The organism is Ruegeria sp. THAF57 (assembly GCF_903914075.1).
Lineage (GTDB): Bacteria > Pseudomonadota > Alphaproteobacteria > Rhodobacterales > Rhodobacteraceae > Ruegeria.
Map to the genome: position 1 here is coordinate 17,969 of NZ_CAIWNQ010000006.1, position 15,214 is coordinate 33,182.

16 protein-coding genes are annotated in these 15,214 nt (G+C 57.8%); 3 read left to right on the plus strand and 13 right to left on the minus strand.

Annotated features, from left to right (window positions below):
* The first annotated feature begins 217 nt into the window (after positions 1-217).
* Entirely contained in the window at positions 218-1,474 is a 1,257-nt protein-coding gene (gene gntH, locus RUESEDTHA_RS14615) for a guanitoxin biosynthesis MBL fold metallo-hydrolase GntH (protein ID WP_180887513.1), read from the plus strand.
* Positions 1,475-1,602: 128 nt separating this feature from the next.
* Here gntH and nusG read toward each other — a convergent pair whose 3' ends face one another.
* The 11 genes from nusG to ccoN form a co-directional block, all read right to left on the minus strand.
* Entirely contained in the window at positions 1,603-2,136 is a 534-nt protein-coding gene (gene nusG / locus RUESEDTHA_RS14620; protein ID WP_171124312.1) for a transcription termination/antitermination protein NusG, read from the minus strand.
* A gap of 199 nt (positions 2,137-2,335) precedes the next feature.
* A complete protein-coding gene (secE, locus tag RUESEDTHA_RS14625) occupies positions 2,336-2,533 on the minus strand; it encodes a preprotein translocase subunit SecE (protein WP_171124314.1) in 198 nt (65 codons plus the stop codon).
* A 68-nt stretch (positions 2,534-2,601) separates the two neighbouring features.
* Entirely contained in the window at positions 2,602-2,760 is a 159-nt protein-coding gene (gene ccoS / locus RUESEDTHA_RS14630; RefSeq protein WP_171124316.1) for a cbb3-type cytochrome oxidase assembly protein CcoS, read from the minus strand.
* 4 nt (positions 2,761-2,764) lie between these two features.
* Complete coding sequence (locus RUESEDTHA_RS14635) at positions 2,765-4,942, minus strand: heavy metal translocating P-type ATPase (protein WP_180887514.1); 2,178 nt, start codon at positions 4,940-4,942, stop codon at positions 2,765-2,767.
* A gap of 3 nt (positions 4,943-4,945) precedes the next feature.
* The gene (locus tag RUESEDTHA_RS14640) at positions 4,946-5,404 is read right to left on the minus strand and encodes a FixH family protein (protein WP_180887515.1); all 459 of its coding nucleotides are present in this window, start codon (positions 5,402-5,404) and stop codon (positions 4,946-4,948) included.
* A 2-nt stretch (positions 5,405-5,406) separates the two neighbouring features.
* The gene (gene ccoG / locus RUESEDTHA_RS14645) at positions 5,407-6,834 is read right to left on the minus strand and encodes a cytochrome c oxidase accessory protein CcoG (protein ID WP_180887516.1); all 1,428 of its coding nucleotides are present in this window, start codon (positions 6,832-6,834) and stop codon (positions 5,407-5,409) included.
* Positions 6,835-6,935: 101 nt separating this feature from the next.
* The gene (locus RUESEDTHA_RS14650) at positions 6,936-7,811 is read right to left on the minus strand and encodes a LysR family transcriptional regulator (protein WP_180887517.1); all 876 of its coding nucleotides are present in this window, start codon (positions 7,809-7,811) and stop codon (positions 6,936-6,938) included.
* Between the two features lie 383 nt (positions 7,812-8,194).
* Positions 8,195-9,058 (minus strand): cytochrome-c oxidase, cbb3-type subunit III, encoded by an 864-nt coding sequence (ccoP, locus tag RUESEDTHA_RS14655; RefSeq protein ID WP_180887518.1) that lies wholly within the window; start codon positions 9,056-9,058, stop codon positions 8,195-8,197.
* Entirely contained in the window at positions 9,055-9,267 is a 213-nt protein-coding gene (locus RUESEDTHA_RS14660) for a cbb3-type cytochrome c oxidase subunit 3 (protein WP_171124326.1), read from the minus strand. The genes ccoP and RUESEDTHA_RS14660 overlap by 4 nt, the downstream gene beginning before the upstream one ends.
* Before the next feature lie 11 nt (positions 9,268-9,278).
* Positions 9,279-10,007, minus strand: coding sequence for a cytochrome-c oxidase, cbb3-type subunit II (gene ccoO, locus RUESEDTHA_RS14665; protein ID WP_171124328.1), 729 nt, complete (start codon positions 10,005-10,007; stop codon positions 9,279-9,281).
* Between the two features lie 14 nt (positions 10,008-10,021).
* A complete protein-coding gene (gene ccoN, locus RUESEDTHA_RS14670) occupies positions 10,022-11,629 on the minus strand; it encodes a cytochrome-c oxidase, cbb3-type subunit I (protein WP_171124330.1) in 1,608 nt (535 codons plus the stop codon).
* Positions 11,630-11,825: 196 nt separating this feature from the next.
* Between ccoN and RUESEDTHA_RS14675 the strand changes: the two genes are divergently transcribed.
* Positions 11,826-12,665, plus strand: a complete 840-nt coding sequence (locus RUESEDTHA_RS14675) for a universal stress protein (protein WP_180887519.1) — start codon at positions 11,826-11,828, stop codon at positions 12,663-12,665.
* Between the two features lie 43 nt (positions 12,666-12,708).
* On the opposite strand, the gene RUESEDTHA_RS14680 is transcribed toward RUESEDTHA_RS14675, so the two are convergent.
* A complete protein-coding gene (locus RUESEDTHA_RS14680) occupies positions 12,709-12,963 on the minus strand; it encodes a GlsB/YeaQ/YmgE family stress response membrane protein (RefSeq protein WP_180887520.1) in 255 nt (84 codons plus the stop codon).
* Between the two features lie 61 nt (positions 12,964-13,024).
* Positions 13,025-13,768, minus strand: a complete 744-nt coding sequence (gene fnrL / locus RUESEDTHA_RS14685; protein WP_171126306.1) for a transcriptional regulator FnrL — start codon at positions 13,766-13,768, stop codon at positions 13,025-13,027.
* Between the two features lie 61 nt (positions 13,769-13,829).
* On the opposite strand from fnrL, the gene hemN reads away from it, so the two are divergent.
* Entirely contained in the window at positions 13,830-15,185 is a 1,356-nt protein-coding gene (gene hemN / locus RUESEDTHA_RS14690) for an oxygen-independent coproporphyrinogen III oxidase (protein WP_180887521.1), read from the plus strand.
* Positions 15,186-15,214: the final 29 nt, after the last annotated feature.

The following is a 15,214-nucleotide window of genomic DNA, read 5'->3' on the forward strand; positions in this document are numbered from 1 at the left end:
GGCGGCGTTTACAGCGGAATGTGGGGGTTGGCAAGGGGTGACAACCCAACGCGAAAAGAGCTTTCGCCCTAGATAAGCTAAACCCGATCACAGCTCGTGCGACTGCTCCGATCTGCCAAAGATTATGCAACCTTGCCAGACGCATTCAAAAATTGCGAACCTTGTATGGGGCGAATCTTTGCGTTGTTTCGGCGAAATCGTTGAGGGAGGACTTTTTATGACGCTTTCCAGACTTATTGCACCCGCAATTGTGCTGGGCGCTGGGCTTGTTGCAGCCACTGCGATGACTGCCGTTGCGCAGAACACAGAACCTTCGGAATGGTCCAGAACTGAACCTTACCCGAACCAGACCGTCTATTATCCCGGAACGGAAACTTTGGGCCCTGACGAAATGCGCGTTATCGCGTGTGGAACCGGAATGCCCCAGCCACGCCTCAAGCAGGCTGCGGCGTGTTTTCTCGTTGAGCTGGGCAACGGTGAAAAGTTCATCTTTGACATGGGCGAAGGCTCGTATGAGCGTATCATGGCGCTTGGGATACCGTTGGATCAACTAGACAAAGTGTTTCTGGGCCATTTGCACCTGGATCACGCAGGTGATTTTCCAGCCTTCTACTTTACCGGCCCTGTAAACAACCGCCTGACGCCAGTTCGCCTTTGGGGACCTGAGGGGATCAAACCCGAATGGGGAACGAAATCTTGGGCCGACCACATGATGAAGATGTGGGCTTGGGAAGAAGCAACCAGGGGCGCGGCGGTTGATCCCCGTGGATTGCAATTAGAGGTAAATGAATTCGACTGGAAAGCTGTAAACAACGTCATCTTTGACGAAAACGGCGTTCAAGTACGGACACTGCCCGCGATTCATGGTGAACAATCGGTTAGCTTCCTTTTGGAATGGAATGGCCTCAGATTTGCGTTTTCGTCCGACACGCTGCCAACACGCTGGTGGAGAGAACATGCCGCCGGTGTCGATCTTGCCATCCACGAGTGTTTCACCCCACCAGAATTCATGATCGAAAAATACGGCTTTGAACCATCGGAAGCCATTTTTGTCGGCTCTCAGGGGCACACCGCCGCGCAAGCGTTCGGTAAGATCATGTCGGAAACCGAACCTCGGCTGGCCGTTTGCTATCACTTCCAAAACGATCACGACATTGCCTTGGCCGTCTATTCGGCAATTCGGGAAACCTATGATGGCCCCTTGGATTTGGCTGCCGACTTTATGACGTGGAATGTGACAAAGGATAGCATTCGAACACGCCAAGGTGTGCCCAACGAAGAGTCTTTCCCTGCCCCCGTCCAGATGGCAAAGCAACCACCTGACTCTGCGGCAGAGTTCCCGTTCTCTGAATTTGATCTGGAAAGCATCGACCTCGGCGCCGCCGAGGCGACAAATGACATGATCAAAGCTTTCAACGAACGCACAGGAAACGACGAAGTCGGCGCGTATACCAGCCTTCCCTTCGAAAACTAATCGGATGAGCGGGCCTGTTTGGGGCCCGCCTTAGCTTTGCTTGCATTTCGACACCAAGACCTAAGAGAATACGAAAACACCGCACCGTCTGAGACGGCGCGGTGTTAATATACTCGCAAAGCGCTAATTTAGGCCTGCTTGGTCACCTGCGTGAAGTCCAGCTCGACCGGGGTCTCGCGACCAAAGATCGAAACCGAAACTTTCAGCTTCTGGTTCTCGTCGTCCACGCCTTCGACCATGCCATCGAAATCCTCGAACGGGCCGTCGTTGACTTTGACCTTTTCGCCGACCTCGAAGCTGATCATCAGTTTCGGCGCTTCCTCGCCTTCCTGAACGCGGTTGAGGATCTGGTTCACTTCGGCGTCGCGCATCGGCATCGGGCGGCCTTGCGGGCCCAGAAAGCCGGTAACGCGGTTGATCGAGTTCACAAGGTGATAGCCCTGATCCGACATCTCCATATGCACCAGTACATAACCGGGCATAAAGCGGCGTTCAGTCGTGACTTTCTTGCCCCGGCGCACTTCGATCACCTCTTCGGTGGGCACCAGTACTTCGTCGATGTCGTCCTCAAGGCCCTGTTCAGCCACCGACGTGCGGATCTGCTCTGCGATCTTCTTTTCGAAATTCGAAAGAACGCTGACCGAGTACCACCGTTTCGCCATGAACCTGTCGTCCTTGTTTACTTTCGGCGCATCCAGTCAATCAGACGCAGCCGTCATTGAATTTCCATCACGTGACCCGGAATAAAAAGCGGCGCGCAGCCCGAATCGCCGCACGCCCATTCCGAATAGTCCCGCGTCACTACTCTGACATCGCGCGCGGTGCAAGGGGCAAGCCGCGTTTCCGCGCGCCTGAACCGGTTTACCCGAAGGCGCCCAAGATCAGTTGCAGACCGCCGCGAATACCCAGATCGACCAGCGCAAAGAACACGGCGGTCAGGGCCGCCATGATAAACACCATGACCGTGGTCAGCAGAACCTCACGGCGCGTCGGCCAGACGACCTTTGCAACCTCGGCGCGGACTTGCTGAATAAACTGGATCGGGTTTGTGGTGGCCATTTGGCTTGGATCTCTCTGCTAGCGGATGGGCCGGACATAACCGGGCATTGCGGCAATTTCAAGGGCTGTCAGGGCTTGGGCTTGTCGTCCCATTCATCGTTGAGGATACGGCGGGCGTCGCCTTCGGGATCGTCATACTGGTTTGATCGCACCGTGTAGACAAATGCCACCAGCCCAACCCCCCCCAGAAACAGGGAAATCGGTATCAGATAGGCCAGAACTTCCATCGCTTTATCTTACCCGTAGCGCATTCAAAGATACAGTGATCGACGAGGTCGACATCGCCAGCGCCGCAATAAGGGGCGTGGCCAGGCCGGCCACTGCCAGCGGCACCGCGATAATATTATAGACGGTGGCAATGCGAAAGTTTTCGCGAATCCGTTTCGTCGCCTTGACCGCCGTATCACATGCGTCAGAGATCGGCGACAGGTCATTGCCCAGCAGCACGATGTCCGAGGCCACCCGCGCCGCATCCAAAGCCGAGGCCGGGGAAATCGACACATGCGCCGCCGCGAGTGCTGCCGTGTCGTTCAGCCCGTCACCCACCATCAGCACGTGGTGACCCTGATCGCGCAGCGCCTCGACATGCTTGGCCTTGTCCTGCGGCAGAGCCTGCGCGATCCAGTTCTGGATGCCCAGCTTATCCGCCAGCGCCTGAACCGCGCCCTGCGTATCGCCCGAAATCAGGATGACCTCTTTACCCGCGTCGCGGAACGCTTGCACCGCCTCGGCCGCGCCGGTTCGCAGGCTGTCCGAGAACAGGAAGGCCTCAGGTGCCTGCCCTTCAACAGAGAGCCACGCGGCGGTCTGGTCGCCCTCTTCCGCGCCGGTCCACGCAGCCCGCCCAAGGCGGACACGCTGGCCTTGGTAAGTGCCTTCGGTGCCGAATCCCGGAACCTCGGTGATGTCGTCCAGCGTGGCGGGTTTGATCCCGGCCTCGCGCGCGGCCTGTGTCAAAGCAACTGACAAAGGGTGCGAGGATGCCTCGGCCAGCGCCAGCGCAATCTCAAGATCAGCGCGGGAATGATCGCCCAGATTGATCAGCTCGGGCGTACCTGAAGTCAGCGTACCAGTCTTGTCGAAAACGACCGTATCGACCTCGGCCAAACGTTCCAGCGCGGTGGCGTGTTTGATCAGCATCCCCTTGCGGAATAATCTCCCCGAGGCCGCAGTGGTCACCGCTGGCACGGCCAGACCCAGCGCGCAAGGGCAGGTGATGATCAGCACGGCGGCGGCGATATTCAGCGCTGTTCGCACGTCGCCGGAATAGATATACCACCCCAGAAAGCTGAGCGCCGACAGGATATGCACCCCCGGCGCATAAAGCTTGGCGGCCTTGTCGGCCAGCGAGGTATAGCGCGAGCGCCCCGATTCCGCGATGGCCACCAGATCGGCCATACGATGCAACGAGGTGTCCTCACCCACCGCCGTCGCGCGGATGGTCAGGGGGCCGGTCAGGTTCACCTCACCGGCGCTGACTGTCACGCCCGCCTCGGCGAACACTGGCAGGGTTTCTCCGGTCAGCAAGGACCGATCGAGTTCGGACTGGCCCGAGACAATCTCTCCGTCCACCGGCATCCGTCCACCGGGGCGGACAAGGATCAGATCGCCGACGTTCAGCGTGGCAACAGCAACCTCTTCCTCGGCCCCATCCACCAAGCGGATAGCCCGGGGGACTTCGAGCGCGGTCAGCTCTTCTGCCGCAGATCGGGCAGCAGCACGCGTGCGATAGTCCAGATATCGACCAGCCAGCAGAAAGAAGGTCAGCGTAAGGGCGGCGTCGAAATAGGCATGCTTGCCGCTGAGCGCGGTTTCCCAAAGCGACGTAACCAGCGCTAACAGGATAGCCAGCACGATCGGCACATCCATGTTCAGGCGGCGAACCCGCAATGCCGACCACGCGTTCGAAAAGAAGGGCTGCGCCGCGAAGCCAATCGCAGGCAGCGCGATCGCAGCCGAAATCCAATGGAACATGTCCCGCGTCGCGTCTGTGGCACCAGCCCAGACCGAAACCGACAAGAGCATTACGTTCATCGAGGCAAATCCGGCCACCGCTAGACGCATCAACAGGTCGCGCCCCGCCTTGTCGGACTGCGTGGCGGATAGGGCACCGGGATCAAGCTCATGCGCCTCATAGCCCACGCGTTCCAATACCGAAATCAGGTCAGCAGCGCGCAATTCTGGCGCGGCTTTGATCATGGCTCGTTTCAGGGTCAGGTTGACCCGCGCGTCTTCCACGCCGGGATGGGCGTTAAGCTCGCGCTCGACCGTGGCGATACAGGCCGAGCAATGGATGCCCGGCAGTGACAGCGCAATCTGCACATCTTCTGGGATTGGGCGCGCGGGCTCCGCCGGGCTTGCAATGCACCCCGGGCAGGCTGCCGTACCAGATGTAAGCTGCGCCGTCATTCCCTATCCCTTTACATACAGCGGCACGCGCTGAGCGAACTCTGCCCCGCTGTGATCCTTTGCGATCAAACGGATATTCCAGTTTCCCTTGCCCAGTGACGCGGGCGTGGCGTAAGCGGTACCATCAAAAGTGAAATCCGGCGTGAAATCTTCTTTGACATGCGTGGCTCGTCCAACGACAGCCTGCAACTCGGCCACTTCGACAGGGGTGCCAGTCTGGTCTGTAATATGCAGAATCAACAGCCCCCCGGATAATTCAGCACGGATATCCCATCCCAGAGCTTGATGTTCCTGCAGGCGATCGTTGAACTCTTGGCTGGCGACGTAAGAGTTCTTGACCTCGAGCCCCGGAAAAGTTTTCACCGCGCTGTAGGCCAGCACAAGGTTTGCCGCGATGATCACACCAAATGCGGCCACGAATACAGCCAGTGCATGTTTGCCAGTGAATTTGCGTTCGGCCATGTTCACTTCCCTTGCCCGTTAAAGGTGGTGTCCTTGTAGGCACGCTCTCCGCTTTGCAGGTCTTCGACCCAGATGCGCACCGGGGTAACGTCAGTTGACGCTGGGCCGGTGCCACCGGAGGCCACGATATAGACGCGCGTCAATTGTGCCGTATCCGCAGCGACAATGACAGTGTCGCCGTCATTGCCTTCGATCTGAACCTCCAGGGCCTGATCCCCCGCAAGCGACAGCTTGAACGGCCGCTCCTCGCCATGTTTGTTGCGCAGGCGCACGTCATAGGTGTTGCGGATCGTGCCATCGGACAGGGTCACGAAGGTCGGGTTCCGAACGGGCGCTACCGTCAGATCAATATCGGGCCGGATAAACAGCGCAAACAACAACGCAAGGCCAACCGCCGCCCACATCCCTGTATACATGATCGTCCGGGGACGCAGAATGTGCTTCCAGACGTTCCGAGGTGGCTCACCCGCACGCTCGCGCGTTTCATCGCTCAGCGCCATATAGTCGATCAGACCGCGCGGTTTGCCGATCTTGGCCATCATGTCGTCGCAGGCGTCGATGCACAGCGCGCAGGTGATGCATTCAAGTTGTTGCCCGTCGCGGATGTCGATCCCGACGGGGCAGACATTCACGCAGGCCATACAGTCGATGCAATCCCCCAACTCGGAATCCGCAGTACGCTTGCCTTTGCCGCGCGGCTCACCCCGCCATTCGCGGTAGCCAACAACCAGAGTATCCTCGTCCATCATCGCCGCCTGAATACGTGGCCAGGGGCAGGCATAGATACAAATCTGTTCGCGCGCGAACCCACCGAACAGGAAAGTCGTGCCGGTCAGGATCAACATCGTGGTATAGGCCACGGGGTGGGCATTGCCCGTCACCAGATCACGCAAAAGCGTCGGCGCGTCGGCAAAATAGAACACCCACGCCCCACCGGTGGCCAGACCGATCAGCAACCAGACGGTCCACTTCGTCACGCGCAACCGCGCCTTGCGGAAGTCCAGCTTTTCCTGCCGATGCAGGCGCAAGCGCGCGTTTCGGTCGCCCTCAATCCAGCGTTCAACCAGAATATACAGGTCCGTCCACACGGTCTGAGGGCAGGCGTAACCACACCAGACACGACCCAACGCCGAGGTGAACAGGAACAACCCCAACCCGGCCATGATCAATAGACCTGCGACAAAGTAAAACTCGTGCGGCCAAATCTCGATCCAGAAGAAATAGAAACGACGATTCGCCAAGTCCAGCAGCACCGCCTGATCCGGCAGGCTGGGCCCGCGGTCCCATCTGATCCAAGGCGTCACGTAATAAATGCCCAGCGTGACAGCCATAATGATCCATTTCAGGTTACGAAATGGCCCGGATACGCGCCGGGGAAAGATAGGCTCCCTTGCGGCGTAAAGGCTGGGGGCGGGGTCGGAATCGCTCACGGGATGGCTCCAGATGTAGCTATGTTTTTCGCGTCTTGTTCCAGATCACAAAGGTAGTCTCTTTGACATGGGTCAAAAGAGCATCGTACAGACACCTTTTGTCACAGCGCCCCGGACTGCGACCGAAGCCAACGGACAAAGATCTTGGTAGCAGGGCGAAGTGGAAAATCACCCGTTACAATATGATACCCGCTATTCTCCGGCTCGCAAAACAGTTCGACGAGCTGCCCCGACGCAATGTCGGCTTCGACAAAATGCCGCGCCGTGACGGTTACGCCCTGCCCAGCGCGCAACGCGTCCAGCAAGAGGTTTCCAGGCAAGGCGATCCGACCCGCGCGTGGACCGTGTTCAACGCCATGCCGCGCCAGCCATGTTGTGGCTTCGGTCGTCCCCAGCTCTTCCAGCCACGGGAGCTGGCTCAATTCCTGCGGCGTCCAATCAGAACGACCGCCCAAAAGGGACCGCGCCGCGACGATCACGATGGGGCTGCTCAACAACAGGTCCGAGGCAATACCAGACCAATCACCGCCGCCGTAGCGGATCGCAACATCCACACCTCCGGGGCTTGGGGTGACCAGTTTCGGGGTCGGGTCCAAAGCCAAGGGAATATCTGGGAATTCTGCTTGAAAGGCAGGCAAGCGCGGCATCAGCCAGGACGCTGCGAACGAGGGGGTCAGAGAGACGTGGACGGGGCGGTCCTGATCCGATTGCATCAGGGCTGCGACCGCGGCCCCGATTGTGCCAAATCCCAAATGAGTTGCGCGCGCCAGCTTTTCCCCCTCGGGTGTCAGGATCATGGATTTCCCCGACCGGTCCAGCAGCGAGACACCGAGGTGCTTTTCCAAAACCCGCAATTGCTGACTGATGGCTGCGTGACTGACGTTCAGCGCCGCGCCTGCCTGAACAATATTTTCAGCCTCGGCAAAAGCGGAAAATGCCCGAAGCGAGGCCAGAGGTGGCATTTTCATCCAATCCATTTGTAAGCCTTACTTACACAAGAGAATTGGAATTGAGTCGCATTTTTCAGTCAGAAGTTCAATCTTTTCTGCATTCTCAGTTTAAAAAAAAGAGAGGCAAAATGCTCTCAATCCTTGCAAAAAGCTTCATGATCGCCACTCACACCAGAGATCGCGATGAACGTACCGACAAGCCCCGCCTGGGGTCACGGCCAAAACACTGGCCAGCACATGATCATTGGAAAAGAAAAGGCCCAGCGCACAAAAAGGTGCATCTGGACCTCATCATTCGGGATTAGTAATCTGTGAAATTAGCACCGGCTGTTCAGGAAACGCGCGAACAGATGGAACAGCCGGTGCCTCAACCTTCGGGCGGCGAACCGTCCGAAGGTATTCTTCAAACCTTACTGACCACCACCCAACTGGTGGACATAGGCAGTCACAGCGCGGATTTGCGCCTCGGTCAGGCGGTTTTCCCAAGCGGGCATCACGCCGAAGCGGCTGTAAGTGACTGTCTGGGTCAGAGCTTCTTCGCTGCCACCATAGAGCCAGATCGCATCGGTCAGGTTCGGCGCGCCCTGGAACACGTCGCCCGTGCCGTCTTCGCCGTGACAAGCAGCACAGTTGTCTTCGAAAACAACCTTGCCCGCTTGCGCTGCGGCGTCATCGGTCTGCGCGTTGGTCAGGGACATGACGTACTGAACCACCTGCGTGATCTCTTCTTTCTCAAGAAGCTCTCCAAAGGCAGGCATCTCGGAATAGCGCGCGTCGTCGCTTTCTTCGTTCCGAATACCGTGGGCAATGGTGAACTCGATATCTTCGAGCGTTCCGCCCCACAGCCACGCATCATCGAGCAGGTTCGGGAAGCCGGGTGCACCCTGCGCGCCCGAGCCGTGACACTGCGCACACCAAGTACGGAACACCGCGCCGCCCGAGTTTACCGCGAATTGCTGAAGCTCCGGGTCTTTCGAGATGTCCTCAAGCGAGGTTTCCACCAGCTTGGCGTTCCAAGGTGCGTTGGCCTCCTGGAAGGCAACCATCTCTTCCTGCACCAGTTCACGAGACGACCAGCCAAGAACACCAGCGGTCGCTGATTGAACCAAGGGCCACGCCGGATACATGATCGTGTAGATCACGCCCCAGATAATCGTGACGTAGAAGGTCCACAGCCACCAGCGGGGCATCGGGTTGTCAAACTCTTCGATACCGTCCCAGCTGTGACCTGTGGTGTTCGGATCACCCGGCAGTTTTTCAGATGTCTTGCTCATGGCCGCGCCTCCTTGGGTGTGGCGGGTTTATCGTCGCCCTGCAGGGGCGCTGGTGCGTCTGCATGCCGGAAGGGGATATTAGCGGTGTCCTTGTATTCCTTGCTGGCACCGGGGCGGAAAACCCAGATCACGATGCCAACGAAGAATGCGAACAACAGCAACAACATCCAGCTATCCGCGAACTGCCTGAGGAGTGTATATTCTTCCATCACACCCTCCTTTAGCGGCTTGGGTCCGGGGTGAAGGTCGAGAAGTCGACCAGCGTTCCCAGCATCTGAAGATAAGCCACCATCGCGTCCGCTTCGGTCAGCTCGGGCTGACCGTCGAAGTTGCGCACGCTGACCTTGTCGCCATAGCGCTCCAGCAGCCCGTCATAGTCGCTGTCGGGATCAGCCTGCGCACGGAAGTCGGCCTCGGCATTGGCCAGCATTTCTTCGGTGTAGGGCGTGCCGACAAGGGCGTTCGCCTTCATGATGTCACCGATATACTTGCCGTCCAGTTTGCGATGCTCGAGGAAACCGTATTTCGGCATCACCGATTCCGGCACAACCGACTGCGGATCACGCAGGTGGTCCACATGCCACTGGTCCGAGTAACGGCCACCCACACGGGCCAGATCAGGCCCGGTGCGTTTCGACCCCCACTGGAACGGGTGGTCATACATCGACTCGGCCGCCAGCGAATAGTGCCCGTACCGTTCGACCTCGTCCCGCATGGGGCGGATCATCTGGCTGTGGCAGACATAGCATCCTTCGCGGATGTAAATTTCACGCCCTGCCATTTCGAGCGGGGTGTAGGGGCGCATCCCCTCCACCTTCTCGATGGTGTTCTCCAGATAGAACAGCGGGGTGATCTGCACGATGCCACCGATGGTCACGACCAGAAAGCTGAACACCAGCAGGAGGGTCGCGTTGGTCTCGAGGATCTTATGTTTGTCGAGAATTGCCATTGCTCCGGCCCTCCTTATTCAGCCGGGACCGCGACGGACAGGCTGGCCTCTTTGGCCGGCGCTTTCCGCACAGTCATCCACAGGTTGTAGCACATGATCACGGCACCAGCGACGAACATCACGCCACCCAAGGCACGCACCACATACATCGGGAACTTGGCAGCCACGGTGTCAGCGAACGAGTTCACAAGGAAGCCGTTGGCATCCACTTCGCGCCACATCAGGCCCTCCATGATACCGGTGACCCACATCGACGCGGCATAGAGAACGATGCCGATCGTAGCGAGCCAGAAGTGCCAGCTAACCATCTGCAGCGAGTACAAACGTTCACGCTTCCACAGGACAGGCACCAGGTAATACAGGGCGCCAAAGGTGATCATACCGTTCCAACCTAGCGCACCCGAGTGCACGTGGCCAATGGTCCAGTCGGTGTAGTGGCTGAGCGAGTTCACCGCACGGATCGACATCATCGGGCCTTCAAAGGTGGACATGCCATAGAAACCAACCGAGATGACCATCATGCGAATGATCGGGTCAGTGCGCAGTTTGTCCCATGCGCCCGACAGGGTCATCAGACCGTTGATCATACCACCCCACGAAGGCATCCACAGCACGACCGAGAACACCATACCCAGCGTCGAAGCCCAGTCAGGCAGCGCGGTATAGTGCAGGTGGTGCGGACCGGCCCAGATATACAGGAAGATCAGGGCCCAGAAGTGGATGATCGACAGCTTGTACGAGAATACCGGACGTTCCGCCTGTTTCGGGATGAAGTAATACATCATGCCCAGGAAACCCGCAGTCAGGAAGAAGCCCACGGCGTTGTGGCCGTACCACCACTGGATCATGGCGTCTTGCACGCCCGACCAGACGATGACGGATTTAGATCCCCAGATGCTGACTGGGATGGTCAGGTTGTTGACCACATGCAGCATCGCAACGGTGACGATAAAGGCCAGATAGAACCAGTTGGCCACATAGATATGCGGCTCTTTCCGTTTGATGACCGTGCCCAGGAAAACGGCCAGATACGCGACCCAGACGATGGTCAACCACAGGTCGACATACCATTCGGGTTCGGCGTATTCCTTGGATTGCGTGCCACCCAGAACATAGCCGGTCGCCGCCAGCACGATGAACAGCTGATAACCCCAGAACACGAACCACGCCAGATTGCCGCCCCATAGACGCGCGGCGCTGGTGCGCTGCACCACGTAGAACGAGGTTGCGATCAAAGCGTTGCCGCCAAAGGCAAAAATCACTGCAGATGTATGCAGTGGACGCAACCGGCCAAAATTCAGATAGCCCTGCGCCCATTCAAAGTTCAGCGCGGGAAAGGCCAATTGAAAGGCGATGAATGTTCCGGCGATGAAACCGATCACGCCCCAGAAGGCGGTCGCGATAACGCCATAGCGGATCACGCCGTCCATATATTCGGCCGAGTGGTCCACGAGGATATCTGGCTCATCGGTGTTTCTAAGCGTCCAGATGAACAATCCGCCGGCGATCAGCATCACCAGAATTGCATGCACCTGATACGCCAAATCGCGTGCATAATTGGTCCCGATCGCGGCAAAAACCACGATCAGACCAAGCACGATCAGCTTGATGTAATTTGACATATTGCGTCCCTTTGCCATGCTCTGCGCGATTCTCTTATATCGCAGAACCTTTTTGACTGGCTGTTCTTTTGTCGGACAGCCGCTTTAACTGCTTTGATCTGTGTCAAGACAGGACACTGAATACTATGACAATCCTAAAGAAACGACTGGGCTGGAAAGTCGCAGCTTACATCGGTTCGAAGGTCAGAGGTCAAAAATGGCTTACAAATCTCTTCTCACTGTGATGACAGATTCCACGCAATCGGATGCGGCCCTTGCGCAGATGGCAGCACTTGCATTGGCGCAGGATGCCCATGCCGAAGCGCTGTGTCTGGGCGTGGATCGTAGTCAGACAGGGTATTACTATGCAGGCGCAAATGCGTTGATCCTGCAAGAAACACTAAGCCGTGCCAACGCCGAAGCAGAAGAAGTGCTGGAATATGCCAACGCGTTTCTAGGGAAATCCGGTGTTCGGTGGTCTGCTGAAAGTGGCGTGGCCCAGATTGCCGATATTGGACGTCATGTCGCCCATCGCGCGCGGTTTTCGGATCTGGTTGTTCTGCCCCAGCCCTACGGCGAAGATCGGGGCGCAGAATGCGAACCCATAGTCGAAGCCGCGATGTTCGAGGGACACGCGCCCGTGCTTATCACCCCGGAGAACGCAAAACCGTTCGAACGACCGGGGACGATTCTGATCGGTTGGAACGAAAGCGTTGAGGCCATGCGCGCCATACGCCGCGCCCTGCCCTTCCTGCAACAGGCCGAACTTGTGCGGATCGTCGTGATCGACCCGCCCCGCCACGGGCCGGACCGGTCCGATCCGGGGGGGATGCTGTCGCAAATGCTGGCGCGGCACGGCGTAAAGTGCGAAATCGACGTTCTCAGCAAAACGATGACACGCGTGTCAGACATCCTGAATCGCCACGCCTCGGACACCGAAGCCGACATGATTGTCATGGGCGCTTACGGGCATTCGAGATTCCGCGAGGCCATTCTGGGCGGCGCCACTCGGAACATGCTGGAACAATCCCCGGTTCCCGTATTTCTGGCGCATTAAAGCCGGTAAGTTAATAAAACCGCCCCTAAGAAAAGGCGGTTTATTACCCTCGTCTGACAAGGCCGATCAGGAACAGCAGAATGACTGCGCCGATCGTGGCAAAGAATATCGACGAGACCAGGCCGCCCCCGACCGAAAAGCCAAGCGCCGGAAAAACCGTTCCCGCCAGAAATGCGCCAACGACTCCGACAATAATGTTTCCAAACAGACCGAAGCCCCGGCCTTCCATGATCTTGCCGGAAAGCCAACCGGCAATGGCACCAATGAAGATCATGGCGAGAAGGCTACTGAATTCCATGGTTTGCTCCTGAACTGACTGCACTCAGGCCACTAAACCACGACTACTGCGTCAGGTCACGTCAGACCAGAAAACCACCGTCTGAATCGTCGCCAGCTTCTTCCATCAGACGCCCCATGTCGGGGATGGTCACGTGACGCTTGCCCTCAAGGGTAATGACGCCGTCCCGTTTCAGCGCCGAAATCTGGCGGCTGACCGTCTCCAAAGTCAAACCAAGGTAGTCTGCCATCGCCTCGCGGGTCAGAGGCAAATCAAAGACGATAGGTCCGGCGTTCCCCTCGTGGCTGATCGAAGCATCCCGACGGGCGATGATAGACAACAGACTGGCAATCTTTTCACGGGCGGTTTTACGCCCCAGCACCAACATCCATTCACGTGCCGCATCCAGCTCATCCAGCGTCATCTGCAAGAGGCGATGGGCGATATGCGGGGTTTCGTTCATCATCTCTTCAAAGGGCTTCTTGCGAAAGCAGCACATCACCAGATCAGTCGTGGCCTGCACATCGTAAGGCGCCGATTCGCGACCGGGACGCCCCACAAAATCGCTGGGCAGCAATAGACCGACCATCTGAGTACGACCGTCTTCCATCGTTTGGGTCAAAGACGCGATGCCCGACACGACCGAACCCACGAAATTCATCTGATCCCCGGACCACAGGATTGTCTGACCGGCCTCAAAACTGCGGTAATACTTAATGCCTTCAAGCTTTTCCAACTCATTGGCATCGCAATGCGCGCACACTGCCCGATGTCGAATGGGGCAGTCGGCACAATTGGTATGGTCGATCTTGAACATCGGTGTCATGCGGGTTTCCACTTGATCTCTATCAAGGTTTATTTGCGAGCCGTCCTCTAACGGTATCGCCATGATTGTTAAACCACAACTGGCACAGCTTGGACTATTTGACGCGAAAGTACCGCGTTACACAAGCTATCCAACCGCCCCCCACTTCAACAATGACGTCGGGGAAAATCGTTATGGCGACTGGATTTCCAAGATTAAACCCGGCAGCGCCATCTCTTTGTACATCCATGTTCCGTTCTGTCGCAGGCTTTGCTGGTTCTGTGCCTGCCGCACGCAAGGAACCCAGACCGACAATCCCGTCATTGCCTATGTGGACGTGCTGAAGGCCGAGCTGGATCTACTGGCCGCACGCCTGCCCCAAGGGGTGACACTGTCGCGCCTGCATTGGGGCGGCGGTACGCCCACCTTGCTCAACCCGGAACTGATGAGAAGTCTCGCGGCTCATATTCTGGATGTGGTTCCCTTGGGCGCTGACGCTGAATTCTCGGTCGAGATCGACCCTAACGAAATTGACGAAGATCGGCTGGATGCATTGGCCGAGGCGGGTATGAACCGGGCTTCGATCGGTGTTCAGGACTTCGACGATGAAATCCAGAAAACCATTGGCCGGATTCAAAGCTATGACACCACGCGCAACGCGGTCGAAATGATCCGCGCCCGTGGGATTTCCAGCTTGAATGCAGACATCCTGTATGGCTTGCCGCATCAGACGAAAACACGAATGACCGAAAGCGTGCAGAAGCTTCTGTCTCTTAACCCGGACCGGGTGGCGCTCTATGGATACGCCCATGTGCCGTGGATGGCCAAACGACAGCAGTTGATCCCGTCGGATGCTCTGCCCACACCGGAACAGCGGCTGGATCTTTTCGACACGGCTCGCCGCCTTTTCATGTGGGACAACTACGTCGAGATTGGGATAGACCACTTCGCCACGCAGGATGACGGCCTGACCCATGCCTTGAAAGCAGGGCGGCTCAAGCGAAATTTCCAGGGATATACCGACGATCAGGCCGAAGTGTTGATCGGAGTCGGGGCCAGTTCGATCTCACGCTTTCCACAAGGCTATGCCCAGAACGCACCCGCGACGTCGGCCCACACAAAAGCAATCCGCGAAGGGCGTTTCTCGACGTCCCGCGGGCATATGTTCAAGGGGCAGGATGTTCTGCGCGCACGTTTGATCGAGGCATTGATGTGCGACTTTCAGATCAATTCGGCGGAGATCCTGCGCGATCACGAAATCACGGCCACTGAACTGAATCAGATGTTCCAAACGGCCAATGCCGCGTTCGACAACCTGTTGCGCGTCACCGACGAAGGGCTGTTTATTCCGCCCGAGGCCCGCGCCCTGACCCGGATGATAGCCCGCAGTTTCGACGCCTATGACCTGAGCAAAGCAGGGCACAGCTCGGCGATCTGATGTCTTGCATTTGGGCAGGCTCTGCGGCC

Bases quoted from the DNA above. Each gene is read 5' to 3' on its own strand.
- ccoN (WP_171124330.1), bottom strand. From the start codon at position 11,629: ATGTCAAATTACATCAAGCTGATCGTGCTTGGTCTGATCGTGGTTTTT.
- RUESEDTHA_RS14635 (WP_180887514.1), bottom strand. From the start codon at position 4,942: ATGACGGCGCAGCTTACATCTGGTACGGCAGCCTGCCCGGGGTGCATT.
- RUESEDTHA_RS14680 (WP_180887520.1), bottom strand. From the start codon at position 12,963: ATGGAATTCAGTAGCCTTCTCGCCATGATCTTCATTGGTGCCATTGCC.
- RUESEDTHA_RS14650 (WP_180887517.1), bottom strand. From the start codon at position 7,811: ATGGATTGGATGAAAATGCCACCTCTGGCCTCGCTTCGGGCATTTTCC.
- ccoS (WP_171124316.1), bottom strand. From the start codon at position 2,760: ATGGAAGTTCTGGCCTATCTGATACCGATTTCCCTGTTTCTGGGGGGG.
- hemN (WP_180887521.1), top strand. From the start codon at position 13,830: ATGATTGTTAAACCACAACTGGCACAGCTTGGACTATTTGACGCGAAA.
- ccoP (WP_180887518.1), bottom strand. From the start codon at position 9,058: ATGAGCAAGACATCTGAAAAACTGCCGGGTGATCCGAACACCACAGGT.
- ccoO (WP_171124328.1), bottom strand. From the start codon at position 10,007: ATGGCAATTCTCGACAAACATAAGATCCTCGAGACCAACGCGACCCTC.
- RUESEDTHA_RS14660 (WP_171124326.1), bottom strand. From the start codon at position 9,267: ATGGAAGAATATACACTCCTCAGGCAGTTCGCGGATAGCTGGATGTTG.
- fnrL (WP_171126306.1), bottom strand. From the start codon at position 13,768: ATGACACCGATGTTCAAGATCGACCATACCAATTGTGCCGACTGCCCC.
- RUESEDTHA_RS14640 (WP_180887515.1), bottom strand. From the start codon at position 5,404: ATGGCCGAACGCAAATTCACTGGCAAACATGCACTGGCTGTATTCGTG.
- secE (WP_171124314.1), bottom strand. From the start codon at position 2,533: ATGGCCACCACAAACCCGATCCAGTTTATTCAGCAAGTCCGCGCCGAG.
- nusG (WP_171124312.1), bottom strand. From the start codon at position 2,136: ATGGCGAAACGGTGGTACTCGGTCAGCGTTCTTTCGAATTTCGAAAAG.
- RUESEDTHA_RS14675 (WP_180887519.1), top strand. From the start codon at position 11,826: ATGGCTTACAAATCTCTTCTCACTGTGATGACAGATTCCACGCAATCG.
- gntH (WP_180887513.1), top strand. From the start codon at position 218: ATGACGCTTTCCAGACTTATTGCACCCGCAATTGTGCTGGGCGCTGGG.